Raw genomic sequence first — 15,779 nt, forward strand, 5'->3', positions numbered from 1 at the left:
GGGTGGCCGTGCAGGACATCATGCCGACCTGGGTGGGGGCGACCGCCAAACAGATCGCCCGGGGCGTACGCCGGGGCGACGTCTCCGCCACCCAGGTCGTCGCCGACCACCTGGACCACATCGCCCGGGCTGACGCCGACCTCGCCGCGTTCCGCGCGGTACGCGGCGGGGAGGCGATCACCGAGGCGGAGAAGGTCGACGAGCAGGAGGACCTGGCCAACCTCCCGCTGGCCGGGGTGCCGATCGCGGTCAAGGAGAACACCCCCGTCGCCGGCCTGCCCACCTGGAACGGGTCGGCCGCGGTGCGTACCGGCGTGGCGGAGGCCGACCACGAGGTGGTCCGGCGGCTGCGCGGCGCGGGCGCGGTGATCCTCGGGGTGACCCGGATGCCGGAACTCGGCCTCTGGGCGCTCACCGACGACGAGACCGGGGTGACCCGCAACCCGTGGGACCCCCGGCGCACCCCCGGCGGTTCCTCCGGCGGCGCCGCCGCCGCGGTGGCCGCGGGCCTGGTGCCGATGGCGCACGGCAACGACGGCCTCGGGTCGATCCGCATCCCGGCGGCCTGCTGCGGTCTGGTCGGGCTCAAGCCCGGCCGCGGCGTGATCCCCTACCAGCTCGGCGCGGACGACTGGTTCGGCCTCGCCGAGCACGGCGTGTTGACCAGCACGGTCGCCGACGCGGCCGTCGGCTTCCAGGTGCTGGCCGGCCGCCGCCAGGAAAAGCTGGTCCCGCCGTCGCGCCTGCGGGTCGGCGTCTCGCTGCGCTCGCCGGTCCGCGGCGTCTCGCCGGACGCGCCCAACCGGGACGCGGTCGCCGCCGCAGGCCGGCTGCTCGCCGCCGCCGGGCACGACACCGTGCCGGCCGACCCGGTCTACCCGACCGCGCTCGGCCTCAAGGGGATCGCCACCTGGTTCGCCGCGGCGGCCGCCGACGTGCAGGCCGCCGGGGTGGAGCGGCGGGACCTGCAGCGGCGCAGCCGCCGGCACGTCGCGCTCGGCGAGTGGGCGCAGCGGCGCGGGTACGTCCGGGAGGCCGACCGGGCCGCCTGGCGCGAGCGCTCGGTGAGCTTCTTCGGCGACCACTCGATCGACCTGCTGCTCACCCCGGCGCTGGCCGGCCCGCCGCCGGAGGCCGCCGGCTGGTCGGGCCGCTCCTGGGTGGCGAACATGAAGGCCAACATCCGGTACGCCCCGTACGCCGCGCCGTGGAACATCGCCGGCCTGCCCGCCATCGTGGTGCCGGTCGGCCGGCGTCCGGACGGGCTGCCCGTCGCCGTGCAGCTGGTCGGGCCACCCGGCTCGGAGCTGCTGCTGCTCGGCATCGCCGGCCAGTTCGAGATGCAGGCCCCGTGGCAGCGGCACGCCCCGGGCTACCCGCGGGTGGGTACGGGGTCGCCGGCCGCCGCATGATCGACTAACGTGTGCGCACCTTACGCGCACACGGGGGACACGATGCGGTGCCAGACCTGTGGGGACGAGACTTCCCCGGCCTTCGACGACTGCCAGCGCTGCGGTACGCCGCTCGACGGTTCGGTCCTGTCACCGGGGATCGCCACCTATGGCGTACGCGGACTCGGGCTGGCCGCGGCGATCGGCCTTGGCCTGACCACGCTGCTGTACGTGCTGCTGGCGCTCTTCCCGGCCGTGGACGCGGTGCTGGCCCGGCGGGCCGGGACAACGGACGACGCGGAGCCGCTGCGGAGCGCCACGGTGCTGGAGGGCCTCCTCAACGTGCCGTACCTGCTGGTCTACCTGACCACCGCGGTGCTGGTCATGATCTGGATGTTCCGGGCCCGGAAGAACACCGACGCCTTCCCCGGCGTTCGGCCGCATCTCAACGCCCACTGGGCGATCACCGGCTGGTGGGTGCCCTTCGCCAGCCTCGTGGTCCCCTGCAAGGTGATGGCCGACATCGCCCGGGGCAGCCTCGGCCGCGGCCGCACCCGGGGACTGGTGGCTCTCTGGTGGGCGGGCTGGCTGGTCTTCAGCGTCGCGGACCTGTTCACCAGCCTCGACACCGCGAAGCGCCAACTGCTGCTGCCCGAGCCGCGCACCCCGCAGGACTTCCAGCGCTACGCCGACCACTACCAGGAGGCGGCGCTGCGGAACCTGGTCCCGGCACTCGCCTGCCTGGTCGCCGGCGCGTCGCTGATCGCGCTGATCCTGCGGATCTCCGCCGCCCAGCAGGCGCGGATCGCCCGCGGCACCACGGTCTGGCCGGGCGCTCCGGCATGGGTCGCCGCCCCGGCCGGGGTCGGGCCGGCCGGCGAGCCAGTGATCGCGCCGTCGCCCCAGATGCCGGCCGCCCCGACCGTGGCGTCGCCGCCGGTGCCGGACGGGGCGGGTGGCACGATCGGGTCATGACGGAATTGGTCGGTCTCGCCGACGTACAGGCCGCGCGGGAGCTGCTCGCCGGCGTCACCCGTACCACCCCACTGGAGCCCTCCCGACCGCTCAGCGCCGCCCTGGGCGGGCCGGCCTGGTTGAAGTGCGAGAACCTGCAGCGCGCCGGGTCGTACAAGGTGCGCGGCGCGTACGTGCGGATCTCCCGGCTGTCGGCCGAGGAACGGGAACGCGGTGTGGTCGCCGCCAGCGCCGGCAACCACGCGCAGGGGGTGGCGCTCGCCGCCGGCCTGGTCGGCACCCACGCCACCGTCTTCATGCCGGTGAACGCGCCGCTTCCGAAGGTGGCCGCCACCAAGGGCTACGGCGCCCAGGTCGAGCTGGCCGGCAACACGGTGGACGAGTCGCTGGTCGCCGCGCAGACCTACGCCGAGCGGACCGGCTCGGTGCTGATCCACCCGTTCGACCATCGGGACGTCATCGCCGGGCAGGGCACCGTGGCGCTGGAGATCCTCGAACAGTGCCCCGACGTGAAGACCATCGTCACCGGGGTCGGCGGTGGGGGGCTCATCTCCGGGATCGCGGTGGTGGCCAAGGCGCTGCGTCCGGACGTACGGGTGATCGGGGTCCAGGCCGCTACCGCCGCCGCTTTCCCGCCCTCGCTGAAGGCCGGCGAGCCGGTCCGGCTGTCGTCGTTCTCGACGATCGCGGACGGGATCGCGGTCGGCCGGCCCGGCGAGCTCACCTTCACCCACGTCCGCAAGCTGGTCGACGAGATCGTCACGGTCTCCGAGGAGGACATCTCCCGGGCGCTGCTGATGCTGCTGGAGCGCGGCAAGCTGGTGGTGGAGCCGGCCGGCGCGGTCGGCGTGGCCGCGTTGCTGGCCGGCGTGGTCGAGGTCGAGGCGCCGGTGGTGGCGGTGCTCTCCGGCGGCAACATCGACCCGCTGCTGATGCTCCGGGTGATCGAGCACGGCCTCGCGGCGGCCGGCCGGTACCTGCGGTTCACCGTGCGCTGCTCGGACCGGCCGGGCCAGCTCGCCTCGCTGCTCAGCGAGATCGCCGAGTACCGGGCCAACGTGGTCGACGTGGAGCACCAGCGGGCCAACCCGCACCTGCGCCTCGGCGAGGTGGAGGTGGCGCTGTCGGTGGAGACCCGCGGTGTGGAGCACTCCGACACGCTGATCAGCGCGCTGCGGGCCAGCGGTTACCAGGTGGTCTTCGCCGCCGAGGCGTGACGCCCGCGCCGCCCGGATGGCTCAGCCGGAGAAGGGCTCGAACTTGACGACGGTCACCTTGATGTCGGCGCCGCTGGGAGCCGTGTAGGTGCAGGTCTGGCCCTCGCGGCCGCCCAGGATCGCCTTGCCCAGCGCGGACTCGGGGCTGTAGACGGTCAGGTCGGTGCTGGAGGAGATCTCCCGCGAGCCGAGCAGGAAGGTCTCGGTGTCGTCGGTGTCGTCGTCGAAGTAGATCGTCACGACCATGCCGGGCGCCACCGCGTCGGCGGTGGGGGCGTCCCCGACCTGGGCGGTGCGGAGCAGCTCCTTGAGGTAGAGGATGCGCCCCTCCGCCTTGCCCTGCTCCTCGCGGGCGGCGTGGTAGCCACCGTTCTCCCGGAGGTCGCCCTCCTCGCGCCGCGCGTTGATCTCGGCGGCGATCACCGGCCGGTTGGCGATCAGCTCGTCGAGCTCGCCCTGGAGGCGGTCGTGCGCGTCCTGGGACAGCCAGGTGGCGGGCGCCTTGTTGTCATTGGTGGACACAGGCGAACTCCTTGGTTGTGCGGACCGGCTGACAGGTGAACTACCAAGTTACCAGTGCGGGGCACGTCGGGGTGTCGCCGATCACCCGTGCCGCCGGCCGCGGGACCGGCCGCGGGTGTCCCCGGCAGGCCGGGCGGCCCCGCCGGGGGTCAAGCGACCGGACGGCAGCGCAGCACCTCGCCGATGAACGGTCGGGCACTGGTGGCGAGCCGGTGCCGCACCTCCACCCGGCGTTCGCCCGGACGGGCGGTCACGGTGACCTCCTCGTGCCCCACCTCGGCGCCGTCGGAGGCCCGGGCCCGGACCAGGCAGGTCGCCGAGCCGCCCTCGGGCACGGTGACCCGGAAGTCGACCACCACCTGGGAGTCGGTGATCTGCGTGTAGGTGATCACCTCGGCGTCGAACCGGGGGTCGCCGTACTGGCGGTAGAGCTTGACCGCGGCCAGGCCCAGGGTCGCCAGCAGGACGACCGCCAGCAGCGCCGGAAGCAGCGGCCGACGGCGTCCCGGTTCGCGACGGCGACCGTACCGGCCGGGCGGGAAGACCGGCGCGCCCGGCGTGATTGTGGCGTGCGTCTCGCTCACCGGCGGGTATCTCCTGGCGTTGTTGTCAGCGGCATCGGCAAGAATGGCAGAGTCCATCTTCCCAGCCCGGCGCTGACCCAAGGATGGCAGGTCGGCGGTCACGCTGACAGGTCGGCACGGGGGATTTGCCGGGCGCGGGGGAGATTCCGGCAGGTCAGCCGGGCAACCCGGGGGTCGGGTCGCCCGACCGGCCCAGACGAGGAGCGCCGAAGGTGGCAGAACAACTGCGTCTCATGGCCGTGCACGCCCATCCCGACGACGAGTCGAGCAAGGGCGCCGCGACCACGGCGAAATACGTCGCCGAAGGGGTGGACGTTCTGGTCGTGACCTGCACGGGTGGTGAGCGGGGCAGCGTGCTCAACCCGAAGATGGACCGACCGGACGTCTGGGCCAACATCGCCGACATCCGCCGCGCCGAGATGGACGCGGCCCGCGCGATCCTCGGCATCGAGCAGGCCTGGCTCGGGTTCGTCGACTCCGGGCTGCCCGAGGGCGACCCGCTGCCGCCGCTGCCCGAGGGGTGCTTCGCCCTGCAGGACGTTCAGGTCGCGGCGGCGCCGCTGGTGCGGCTGATGCGGCAGTTCCGGCCGCACGTGGTCACCACGTACGACGAGGAGGGTGGCTACCCCCACCCGGACCACATCATGACCCACAAGGTGACCGTGGCCGCCTTCGAGGCCGCCGGCGACCCCGAGCGTTACCCGGAGCTGGGTGAGCCGTGGCAGCCGATGAAGCTCTACTACGACATCGGCTTCTCCAAGGGCAAGATCATGGCGCTGCACGAGGGCATGCTCGCCGCGGGCCTCGAATCGCCGTACGAGGAGTGGCTCAAGCGCTGGGAGGATCGTCCCGACAAGGGCCCGCGGATCACCACCCGGGTCGAGTGCGCCGACTATTTCCCGGTCCGCGACGACGCCCTGCGCGCCCACGCCACCCAGATCGACCCCGACGGCTTCTGGTTCCACGTCCCAATGGAGCTCCAGAAGCGCGCCTGGCCGACCGAGGACTACCAGCTCGCCCGCTCGCTGGTGGACAGCCCGCTGCCCGAGTCGGACCTCTTCGCCGGGGTCCGCGAGACGTGCCATGCCCGCTGATCGGGCGGAGGGCTACGCTGGACGCGAGCCGCACATCGGAGGAACGCCATGCTGACCACTGCCCAGGTGCTCGCGGAGAACAACTTCGGTGACACCCGCACGGGTGGTCTGGCCGGACCGATGGGCCTCTTCCTCATCCTGCTGCTGGCCACCGCAACCGTCCTGCTGATCCGCAACATGAACGCCCGCCTGCGCCGCCTGCCCGACCGGTTCCCGCAGCAGGCCGATCCGGCGGACCTTGGACCGACCGACGGGACAGTCGTCGATCCGACAGACGGGACCGCGGCGCAGGAATCACCCAGGAATGCTCCCAACGGCTCCCAGCAGCGCCGGAACGGGTAGTCAACGCATGATTCACGTCAAAGCCGGTCGTCGCCCCCTGTTGCGACCACCGGCTTTGGCTTAGCCTTCCGCCGGGGGACCGAAAGTCCCCGAGCCGTGCGCGGAAGGGGGGCGCCGATGACCGTCGACGCTGCGGCCACCCGCCGTGCCCTCGGCCCGCCGGTGGACGGAGTGGGTCCGTGACCTCCGGCCGGGCCGGCCAACCCCCCGATCGACTGGGCCTACGCGGCACCCCGACCGGGGTGCTCCTGCTGACCACGGCCGTCGGGGTCACCGCACTGGTGGCCGCCATCGTGGGCCTGACCGTTCCAGTGTCCTTTCCGGCGGACGACCCGCTCCCGGCCCCCGCCCGGTTCGGCATCGCCGTCGTCGCGTTCGCCGTGACCCAGCTCGCCCGGCTCCGGTTCCGGACCGCCGCCGGGATGGTGAGCATCACCTGGGGCGAGGCCGCCCTCATCGTCTGCCTCTATCTCGTACCGGCCGGCTGGCTGCCGGCGGCGGCCCTGCTCGGCACCGGGACGGCCTGGACGGCCATGTCCGTGCTCACCGACCGCCGGCCGGCGCTGGAAATCGTCCGGATCACCGGATCCCTGACCGCAGCCACAGCGCTCGCCGTCGCGGTGGCCAGCGCGTTGGGCCGACCCCTGCTCGCCGCCCCGACCCCGGCGCTCGCCCTCGCGCTCACCGCCGGCTCGGTGACCTACCTGCTCACCACCGGCTGGCTCGGCGGGGCGACCCTGGCGCTGCGGCACGGCGTCCCGATCGGCCCGCCGCTGCTCGCCGCGCTCCGCGGCAAGCTGCTCATGTTCGTCGGCAACGTGGCCGTCGGCCTGGTGGTCGTCACGCTGCTGGAGATCGACGCCCGCTGGCTGCTGCTGCTCCCGCCGCCGCTCTGGCTGCTCCAGCAGACCTACCGCCATCGGCTCCGCGCCGACCAGGAGCGGCGTACCTGGCGGGCGTTCGCGGAAGCCACCGCCGCCCTCAACCAGCTCGACGAGCGGGGCGTGGCGACCGCCGCGGTGACCAGCGCGCTGACCCTGTTCGGGGCCGAACTCGTCGACGTGCACGTTGCGCGCGGCGACGGTCGCTGGTGGCGCTACCGGGCGGACCTCGGCGGCCAGCTGCGCGACCGCGAGGTGGACCCGCCCGGGCGTACCGAGCCGGCCGAGCACGAGCTGGTCCGACCGCTGACCGTGGGCAGCATCGGGGTGGGGGAGCTGCGCGTCCACTTCTCCCGGTCGGCACCGCCCAGCGCCCGGGAGCGGGACGCCGTCGCGGCCTTCGGGGACGCCCTGGCCGCCGCGCTGCACGACGCCGCCACGCACCGTGAGCTGCGGCTGGTCACCGCGCGCTCCTCGTACGAGGCGGTGCACGACCAGCTCACCGGACTGCTCAACCGGGCCGCCATGCTCGACGAGGGCGACCAGGCCTTGCGCCGGCACGCCCACGACCACCCGATGGCGCTGCTGTTGCTCGACATCAACCAGTTCAAAGAGGTCAACGACACGCTCGGGCATGCGGCCGGCGACCAGCTGCTCCGGCTGACCGCGAACCGGCTGGCGGCCCTCGCCCGCACCGGTGACCTGTTGGGCCGGCTCGGCGGGGACGAGTTCGCCCTGCTGCTGACCGCGGTCCCGGTGGCCGGCGACCGCGCCGCGCCGATGGCGTACGCGCTGCGGCAGGCCCGGGACGTCGCCGAGCGGCTCGCCGCGCCGACCGAGGTGGCGGGCGTACGGATGTCCGTCGAGGTCTCGGTGGGCGTGGTGGTCGCCGACGCCGGCACCGCCGACCTGACCGAGTTGCTGCGCCGGGCCGACATCGCGATGTACCAGGCGAAGGAGGGCGGCGGCAGCGTCGCCGCGTACGACAGCTCCCGGGACGCCGCGAGCACCGACCACCTGGCGCTGCTCGCGGAGCTGCGGGAGGCGCTGGCGACCGACGACCAGCTGGTGCTGGCCCTGCAGCCGGCGGTGGACCTGGCCACCGGCGCCCCGACCGGGGTGGAGGCGTTGATCCGCTGGCAGCACCCGCGCCGCGGCCTGCTCGGCCCGTCCGACTTCATCCGGCAGGTGGAGAACAGCGAGCAGCTCGGCGCGTTCACCCGGTACGTGCTGGACAAGGCCCTCGCCGTCGCCGCCGACTGGGCCCGTGAGGGGCTGGACGTGCCGATCTCGGTGAACCTGTCGGCACGCAGCCTGCTCGACCCCCGGCTGCCGACGGAGATCGGCGAGGCGCTTCGCCGGCACCAGGTGCCGGCGCGCCGGCTGGTCCTGGAGATCACCGAGACGGTGGTGATGAGCGAGCTGGAGGTCATCGACGAGGTGCTCGCCACGCTGCGCGCGATGGGTGTGCAGCTCGCCGTCGACGACTTCGGCACCGGCTTCTCGTCACTGACCTTCCTGACCCGGATCGCCGTCGACGAACTCAAGGTGGACCGCTCCTTCGTGATCCGGATGGCCGACTCGCCGGAGGCGGCGGCGATCGTCAGGACCACCGTGGGTCTCGCCCACGAGCTGGGGCTGCGGGTGGTCGCCGAGGGAGTGGAGACCGCCGAGCAGCGGAACGCCCTGGCCGAGCTGGGCTGCACCGCCGCCCAGGGCTACCACTTCTTCAAGCCGATGCCGGCGGACAAGATCGGTGCGGTGCTCGGGTCGCTGCTCGACACCGCCCCCGGCAACGTCTTCCCGCTCCGCGCCGACGGCGCCTCCTGATTCCCCGGGCACCCGGCCGGCCCGCTCTCTGAGCGCTGCCGGGGCGTGCTGGATATGGTCGTCGGGTGAACCGACTCGCCAATGCCACGTCGCCGTACCTGCTCCAGCACGCCGACAACCCGGTCGACTGGTGGCCCTGGTGCGAGGAGGCGTTCGCCGAGGCGAAACGGCGCGACGTGCCGGTGCTCATCTCGGTCGGCTACGCCGCCTGCCACTGGTGCCATGTGATGGCGCACGAGTCGTTCGAGAACGAGGCCGTCGGCCGGCTGATCAACGACGGCTTCGTCGCCATCAAGGTGGACCGGGAGGAGCGGCCCGACGTCGACGCCGTCTACATGACCGCCACCCAGGCGATGACCGGCCAGGGCGGCTGGCCGATGACGGTCTTCGCCACCCCGGACGGCACCCCGTTCTTCTGCGGCACCTACTTCCCGCGCGCGAACTTCATCCGGCTGCTGGACTCCGTCGGCACCGCGTGGCGGGACCAGCGGGAGGCCGTGCTCCGGCAGGGCGCCGCGGTGGTCGAGGCGATCGGCGGTGCCCAGGCCGTCGGCGGGCTCACCGCGCCGCTCACCGTCGAACTGCTCGACGCCGCCGCCGATCAGCTCGCCACGGAGTACGACCGGACCAACGGCGGCTTCGGCGGGGCGCCGAAGTTCCCGCCGCACATGAACCTGCTCTTCCTGCTCCGCCACCACCAGCGCACCGGTACCGCGATGAGCCTGGAAATCGTCCGGCACACCTGCGAGGCGATGGCCCGCGGCGGCATCTACGACCAGCTCGCCGGCGGTTTCGCCCGCTACTCGGTCGACGCGCACTGGACCGTGCCGCACTTCGAGAAGATGCTCTACGACAACGCGCTGCTGCTGCGGGTCTACACCCAGCTCTGGCGGCTCACCGGGGACCGGCTGGCCCGGCGGGTGGCCAGGGACACCGCCCGGTTCCTCGCCGACGAGCTGCACAAGCCGGGGGAGGGTTTCGCCTCCGCCCTGGACGCGGACACCGAGGGCGTCGAGGGGCTCACCTACGCCTGGACGCCGGCCCAGCTCGTCGAGGTGCTGGGCGAGGAGGACGGCCGCTGGGCCGCCGACCTGTTCGCGGTGACGGAGGAAGGGTCGTTCGAGCACGGGATGAGCGTGCTGCGGCTGGCCCGGGACGTCGACGACGCCGACCCGGTGGTGCGCGCGCGCTGGCGGGCCGTGGTGGGTCGGCTGCTGGCCGCCCGGGACAACCGCCCGCAGCCCGCCCGGGACGACAAGGTGGTGGCCGCCTGGAACGGCCTGGCGATCACCGCGATCGCCGAGTTCCTCCAGGTCGCCGCCGTCTACGCGGCCCCCGACGACGAGGACGCGAACCTGATGGACGGGGTCGCCATCGTCGCCGACGGCGCGCTGCGGGACACCGCCGAGCACCTGGCGAAGGTGCACCTGGTGGACGGGCGGCTGCGCCGGGTCTCCCGGGACGGCGTGGTCGGCGAGCCGGCCGGGGTGCTGGAGGACTACGGCTGTGTGGCCGAGGCGTTCTGCGCCCTGCACCAGCTCACCGGCGAGGGGCGCTGGCTGGAGTTGGCCGGGCAGCTCCTCGACGTCGCGCTGGCCCGGTTCGCCGCGCCCGACGGCGGGTTCTTCGACACCGCCGACGACGCCGAGCGGCTGGTCACCCGGCCGGCCGACCCGACCGACAACGCCACTCCGTCCGGCCGGTCGGCGATCGTCGCGGCGCTGGTGGCGTACGCGGCGCTGAGCGGGGAGGTGCGGTACCGGGAGGCCGCCGAGGCTGCCCTGTCGACCGTCGCGCCGATCGTCGGCCGGCATGCGCGGTTCACCGGGTACGCCGCCACCGTCGGCGAGGCGCTGCTCTCCGGGCCGTACGAGATCGCGGTGGTCACCGACGATCCGTCCGACGACCCGCTGGTCCGCGCGGCGCACCGGTACGCCCCGCCCGGCGCGGTGACCGTGGCGGGCCGCACCGATCAGCCCGGCGTGCCGCTGCTCGCCGACCGGCCGGCGCTGGACGGCCGCGCCACCGCGTACGTGTGCCGGGGTTTCGTCTGCGACCGGCCGGTCACCTCCGTCGACGACCTGGTCGCCCAGCTGGGCTGATCCGGCGGCAGGTCACGGCCAGAGCAGCTCGCGCTCCCACTCGCCCTCCGTGCGGCGGTAGCGCAGCCGGACGTGCCGGCGTTCCCGATCGGCCTGCCAGAATTCCACCGTCGCCGGCACGACGGCGTAGACGGTGTGCGCCTCGGCAACCAGGTCGGGGTCGGCGGTCAGCCGGGCGCGGACGTCGGCCAGCTCCCGGTCCAGCTCGGCCCGGTCGGCGAGGACGGCGCTCTGCCGGCCGGCCAGGGTGGCGATCCTGGAGCCCGCCGGCCGGGCCAGGAAGTCCCGCCGGGAGACGGCCCGCTCGGCGGCCCGGGCGGTGCCGCGGACCCGGACCTGGCGGCCCTGCTCCCGCCAGTGGAAGTTGAGCGCGACCCGGGGTTCGGCGGCGAGCTGACTTCCCTTGGCGCTGATCGCGCTGGTGGCGAAGTGCCAGCCGGTGGCGTCGAGATCCTTGAGGATCAGCACCCGGGCGTCCGGCGCGCCGTCGGCGTCGACGGTCGACAGGGTCATCGCATGCGGCTCGTCCACGCCGGCGGCGACGGCCTCGGTGAGCCAGTCGGCGAAGAGCGCCATCGGCTCCGCCGGTGCGCCGGCCGGGTCGAAGGACGGCATCTCGTGGGCCAGCACCGACAGAGCGCGCAACGTCTCGCGAGTCGTCATTGGTTGATCATCCCAGCCGGGCGCAGGCGGCGATCCTGTGCCCGTCAATCCTCCGCGCCGCCGATCGTCCGGCGCACCGCCCGAGAGCTGGCCCGCGCCCCGCGCCGCGTGGTGGTGGGGGCGGCCGGCTGATCCCGCCCTCCGGGCCGGGACCGGCGCCCGCCCGGATAGGCTGGCGCCGCTATGGATTCCCGTACCGGACTGCCTGTTGTCGGCATGGTGGGCGGCGGCCAGCTGGCCCGGATGACCCACCAGGCCGCGATCGCCCTCGGCCAGTCGCTGCGCGTGCTGGCGCTCGCCCCCGACGACGGCGCCGCGCTGGTCGCGGCCGACGTCCAGTACGGCGACCACACCGACCTGACCGCGTTGCGCACCTTCGCCAAGGGCTGCGACGTGGTCACCTTCGACCACGAGCACGTGCCGACCGAGCACATCCGCGTCCTCGCCGACGAGGGGGCGAAGCTCTTCCCGCCGGCCGACGCGCTGCTGCACGCACAGGACAAGCGGGTGATGCGCGAGCGCCTCGGCGAGCTGGGCACGCCGAACCCGGCCTGGCGGCCGGTCGTCGAGGCGGCCGACCTGGTCGCCTTCGGTGACGAGGTCGGCTGGCCGGTGGTGCTGAAGGCGGCGCGGGGTGGCTACGACGGACGCGGCGTCTGGCTGGTGGGCGGCCCGGCGCAGGCAGTTGAGCTGGGCTCGACGCTGCTGGCCGGGGGCACCTCGCTGATCGTCGAGGAGCGGGTGGCGCTGCGCCGGGAGCTGGCGGTGCAGGTCGCGCGCTCACCGTTCGGCCAGGTGGCCGCGTACCCGGTGGTGGAGACCGTGCAGCGGGACGGGATCTGCGTGGAGGTGCTGGCCCCTGCGCCGGGCCTGCCGCAGGAGCTGGCCGTCGCCGCCCAGCAGCTCGCCATCGACCTGGCCACCGCGCTCGGCGTGGTCGGCCTGCTCGCGGTGGAGCTCTTCGAGACCCCCACCGGGCTGGTGGTCAACGAGTTGGCGATGCGTCCGCACAACTCGGGGCACTGGACCATCGAGGGCGCCCGGACCTCCCAGTTCGAACAGCACCTGCGGGCGGTGCTCGACTACCCGATGGGGGACACCTCACTGACCGCGCCGGTGGTGGTGATGGCGAACGTGCTCGGCGGCGAGCCGGGCGGGATCTCCATCGACGAGCGACTGCACCACCTGTTCGCCGCCGAGCCGGGCGCCAAGGTGCACCTGTACGGCAAGCAGGTGCGCCCCGGCCGCAAGATCGGGCACGTCACGGTGCTCGGGGACGAGCTGGACGACGTACGGGCGCGGGCCGCGCGGGCCGCCCGCTGGCTGCGGGAGGGGCACGAGTGAGCACCGTCGGGCTGATCATGGGCAGCGACTCCGACTGGCCGACCATGAAGGCCGCCGCCGAGGCGCTGGACGAGTTCGAGGTGCCGTACGAGGTCGCGGTGATCTCGGCGCACCGCACCCCGGTCAAGATGATCGAGTACGGCCGGAACGCGGCCGATCGCGGCATCAAGGTGATCATCGCCGGTGCCGGGGGCGCTGCCGCCCTGCCCGGCATGGTCGCCTCGGTCACCCCGCTGCCGGTGATCGGCGTGCCGGTGCCGCTGATGCACCTCGACGGGATGGACTCGCTGCTGTCCATCGTGCAGATGCCGGCCGGCGTGCCCGTGGCCACCGTGTCGATCGGCAACGCCCGCAACGCCGGACTGCTCGCCGTGCGCATCCTGGCCACCTCGGACCCGGCGCTGCTGAAGCGGATGATCGCGTACCAGGCGGGCCTGGAGGAGCTGGTCGCCGAGAAGGACGCCGCGCTCCGCGCCTCCCTCGGCTGACCTCGCTCGACCGGCGGTCGCCCTCGGCGCCATTCCGCCCGTCCGTCCCCTCGGTTGCGTCGGCCCGTCCGCGCGCACGCAGCTCGCGGCCCCCGCTCACCGCGTGACTCCCCGTGATGCCGACGTTGAATTACTCCCCGTGATCGGCCCGCCCGGACCGGGGGACCCTCACGCCGCCTTTGCTCTGCTTCACTCCACGCAACACCGGCCTGAACTGCTCTTTCTCTTTGCTCGTCCGGCAGTCGTGGCCGCCGCCGTCACCGTCCGTTCCTGTTGCGTGGGCTGCAGCAGAGCAAAGGCCGTACCCCGACGCGGCCTGTCCGGAGCGGTGGACACGGACAGTGAGCCCGGCTCTTCCGACCGGACGCGGCCCACGTTCGCCGGCACCCGTCGTCGAGCCCGGACCGCTCTGCCCGCCCTCGGCGCAGACCCGATGACCCTCCGATTCACCGCATGCCGCGCAGGGCGGTCTGCAGGCGCTCCTGCGCGCGACGGCGGCGTTCGTTGCTCGCCCCGAGCACCAGCAGCACGAAGCCGACCGGGATCAGCACCAGCCACGGCCCGAGGCTGAACAACGCGTGCACCGCCGCGATCGCGGTGACCGAGGCACCCACGATCACCGGCGCCTGCTGCCGGCTGGTCGAGCCGAAGATCAGCACCGCCACCGCGCCGAGCAGCAGCAGCACCTGCCGCAGCATGCTGGAATCGGTGGCCAGCACGATGGCCAGGGTCGGTACGAACGCGGTGACCAGCGCCGGTCCGTACGCGATCCAGCTCGACAGGTCCGCCCGGTGGCGCAACTCCAGCACCCCCACCAGCAGGGCGAGCGCGGCGAACGGCAGCGTGTACGCCTCCGGCAGCGCCACGTCGGCGACCCGCATCAGGATCCACCAGGCGCTGATCTCGCAGGCCACCACCGCCCAGAACAGGATCCGACGTTCCACCGGCCGCCGGCCCGGCCGGCTGGCGGCCACCCCGAGGACGGCGCCCCAGGCGGCCAGCAGCGCGGCGATGTGCCGGGGGGAGTTGAAGGCCAGAGCCAGCGCGATGAGGGCGGCAGCGTACCCGCTCCACTCCACGGTGGCCGCCTCCCGGTACGCCTCCGGGCGGCGGAGCCGGGGCAGGGTGGCGGCGAAGACCTGCAGGGCCGCTCCCACCGCCAGCACCCCGAACGCGGACCAGACGGCGGCCAGCCCGGCCACCAGGCCGAGGGTCAGCACGAAGAGCTGCGCCATCAGCGAGGCGAAGAGCCAGCCGAGGATGCGGGCCCGCTGGGTGGTGCCGAAGAGCGCGGCGACCACGCCGACGCCGACCGCCCCGCCCAGGGTGAAGAGGGTCAGCTCCCGGGTGGCGAGGCTGCCGGCCAGCCCGGCGCCCCCGGCGGCCAGCCCGATCACGAAGACCAGCACCCGGGCGACCCGCAGCGACCGGGCCGGCTCGGCCAGCGGCGGTGGCGGGGTCAGGGCCAGCCCGAGCATCGAGATGGTGAAGACCGTCAGCCCGGCGAGCGCGCTTTCCGGCCAGCCGTGGCCGAGCGCCACCGGGGTGATCAGCAGGGTGACCGCGGCGCCGGGCAGCACCACCGGCACGGCCCGGGAACGCCGGCCGCCGTTGAACCCGGTTGCCGCGAGGGCGGCGGTCACGGTGAGCAGCAGGGCGGTCAGCACGTGCGTCGGGTCGACCGCGCCGGGCGGCGGGGTGAGCAGTTCCGGCGGCGGCCCCTGCCACACCCGGGACAGCGACCGGAACGGCTCGACCAGCGCCACCAGCAGCGGCGGCGCGAGCGTCACCAACGCCAGCGCGGTGGGCAGCGTCGCCGCGGCGAGCGCCCCCGCCGCCGGGTTGACCCGCCAGCGCAGCTCCGTCCCGTCGTCCGGCAACCGGCGCAGCGCCCCGTTCAGCAGCACCGACCAGCGGCGTACCTGCCGGGCCGAGCCGGCCGGCGGGGTGGTGGCCGCCCGGACCAGCTCGGCGAGCACGCCGAGCAGCGCCGCCGCGGCCGCGTACACCCCGGAGGGCAGGCCGGTGACGATCGCGGCCAGCGCACTGACGGTCGCGCCGCCGGCCACCGCCACGCTCGCGTACGGCAGGTACTGCGGGACCTGCCGGCGGACCACCGCCACCACGGCCAGGCCGAGGCTGGACGCGGCCAGCGCGGCGGTGACGACCACCTGCGGGGTGCGCCCGAACTCGGCGGCCAGGGCCGCCACCGCGCCGGGGAACGCGAGCAGGGCGGCGCCCGCCGCCGCGCCGCCCACCTGCACCAGGTGCGGTGGCATCCCGTCGGTCTCGATCTCCTCCACCAGCGGCGGCGCGAGGCTCCGGGCCAGGGCGGCCCCCACCACG

The 15,779-nt window shown here is 74.1% G+C and carries 13 protein-coding genes; 9 read left to right on the forward strand and 4 right to left on the reverse strand.

The window, feature by feature from the left end:
• The first annotated feature begins 2 nt into the window (after positions 1-2).
• From SLP03_RS19905 to ilvA, 3 genes are read left to right on the forward strand one after another with little or no spacing between them, the layout of a single operon-like run.
• The gene (locus tag SLP03_RS19905) at positions 3-1,412 is read left to right on the forward strand and encodes an amidase (RefSeq protein WP_319462119.1); all 1,410 of its coding nucleotides are present in this window, start codon (positions 3-5) and stop codon (positions 1,410-1,412) included.
• Between the two features lie 9 nt (positions 1,413-1,421).
• Complete coding sequence (locus SLP03_RS19910; RefSeq protein WP_319462120.1) at positions 1,422-2,366, forward strand: DUF4328 domain-containing protein; 945 nt, start codon at positions 1,422-1,424, stop codon at positions 2,364-2,366.
• Positions 2,363-3,583: a threonine ammonia-lyase gene (ilvA, locus tag SLP03_RS19915; RefSeq protein WP_319462121.1), complete on the forward strand. Its 1,221-nt coding sequence runs from the start codon at positions 2,363-2,365 to the stop codon at positions 3,581-3,583. Before SLP03_RS19910 ends, ilvA begins: the two co-directional genes overlap by 4 nt.
• Before the next feature lie 21 nt (positions 3,584-3,604).
• On the opposite strand, the gene greA is transcribed toward ilvA, so the two are convergent.
• Entirely contained in the window at positions 3,605-4,105 is a 501-nt protein-coding gene (gene greA, locus SLP03_RS19920; RefSeq protein ID WP_319462122.1) for a transcription elongation factor GreA, read from the reverse strand.
• Positions 4,106-4,254: 149 nt separating this feature from the next.
• A complete protein-coding gene (locus SLP03_RS19925; protein ID WP_319462123.1) occupies positions 4,255-4,689 on the reverse strand; it encodes a DUF4307 domain-containing protein in 435 nt (144 codons plus the stop codon).
• A gap of 212 nt (positions 4,690-4,901) precedes the next feature.
• On the opposite strand from SLP03_RS19925, the gene mca reads away from it, so the two are divergent.
• The 4 genes from mca (at position 4,902) to SLP03_RS19945 (ending at position 10,938) form a co-directional block, all read left to right on the forward strand.
• The gene (gene mca, locus SLP03_RS19930; RefSeq protein WP_319462124.1) at positions 4,902-5,783 is read left to right on the forward strand and encodes a mycothiol conjugate amidase Mca; all 882 of its coding nucleotides are present in this window, start codon (positions 4,902-4,904) and stop codon (positions 5,781-5,783) included.
• Between the two features lie 48 nt (positions 5,784-5,831).
• Positions 5,832-6,125: a hypothetical protein gene (locus SLP03_RS19935; protein ID WP_319462125.1), complete on the forward strand. Its 294-nt coding sequence runs from the start codon at positions 5,832-5,834 to the stop codon at positions 6,123-6,125.
• A 215-nt stretch (positions 6,126-6,340) separates the two neighbouring features.
• Positions 6,341-8,836: a bifunctional diguanylate cyclase/phosphodiesterase gene (locus SLP03_RS19940; protein WP_319462132.1), complete on the forward strand. Its 2,496-nt coding sequence runs from the start codon at positions 6,341-6,343 to the stop codon at positions 8,834-8,836.
• A gap of 65 nt (positions 8,837-8,901) precedes the next feature.
• Complete coding sequence (locus SLP03_RS19945; protein ID WP_319462126.1) at positions 8,902-10,938, forward strand: thioredoxin domain-containing protein; 2,037 nt, start codon at positions 8,902-8,904, stop codon at positions 10,936-10,938.
• A gap of 12 nt (positions 10,939-10,950) precedes the next feature.
• Here the strand turns inward: SLP03_RS19945 and SLP03_RS19950 are convergent, their stop codons facing one another.
• Positions 10,951-11,601 (reverse strand): pyridoxal 5'-phosphate synthase, encoded by a 651-nt coding sequence (locus SLP03_RS19950; protein WP_319462127.1) that lies wholly within the window; start codon positions 11,599-11,601, stop codon positions 10,951-10,953.
• Between the two features lie 183 nt (positions 11,602-11,784).
• On the opposite strand from SLP03_RS19950, the gene SLP03_RS19955 reads away from it, so the two are divergent.
• Both SLP03_RS19955 and purE read left to right on the forward strand, forming a co-directional pair.
• Positions 11,785-12,945, forward strand: a complete 1,161-nt coding sequence (locus SLP03_RS19955; RefSeq protein WP_319462128.1) for a 5-(carboxyamino)imidazole ribonucleotide synthase — start codon at positions 11,785-11,787, stop codon at positions 12,943-12,945.
• Positions 12,942-13,433, forward strand: a complete 492-nt coding sequence (purE, locus tag SLP03_RS19960) for a 5-(carboxyamino)imidazole ribonucleotide mutase (RefSeq protein ID WP_319462129.1) — start codon at positions 12,942-12,944, stop codon at positions 13,431-13,433. Before SLP03_RS19955 ends, purE begins: the two co-directional genes overlap by 4 nt.
• A gap of 446 nt (positions 13,434-13,879) precedes the next feature.
• Here purE and SLP03_RS19965 read toward each other — a convergent pair.
• On the reverse strand, positions 13,880-15,779 hold a 1,900-nt coding region (locus SLP03_RS19965; RefSeq protein ID WP_413644557.1), incomplete at its 5' end, for an SCO7613 C-terminal domain-containing membrane protein.

Source organism: Micromonospora sp. RTP1Z1 (assembly GCF_033804685.1).
Classification (GTDB): domain Bacteria; phylum Actinomycetota; class Actinomycetes; order Mycobacteriales; family Micromonosporaceae; genus Micromonospora.

Bases quoted from the DNA above. Each gene is read 5' to 3' on its own strand.
- ilvA (WP_319462121.1), top strand. From the start codon at position 2,363: ATGACGGAATTGGTCGGTCTCGCCGACGTACAGGCCGCGCGGGAGCTG.
- SLP03_RS19935 (WP_319462125.1), top strand. From the start codon at position 5,832: ATGCTGACCACTGCCCAGGTGCTCGCGGAGAACAACTTCGGTGACACC.
- SLP03_RS19950 (WP_319462127.1), bottom strand. From the start codon at position 11,601: ATGACGACTCGCGAGACGTTGCGCGCTCTGTCGGTGCTGGCCCACGAG.
- SLP03_RS19955 (WP_319462128.1), top strand. From the start codon at position 11,785: ATGGATTCCCGTACCGGACTGCCTGTTGTCGGCATGGTGGGCGGCGGC.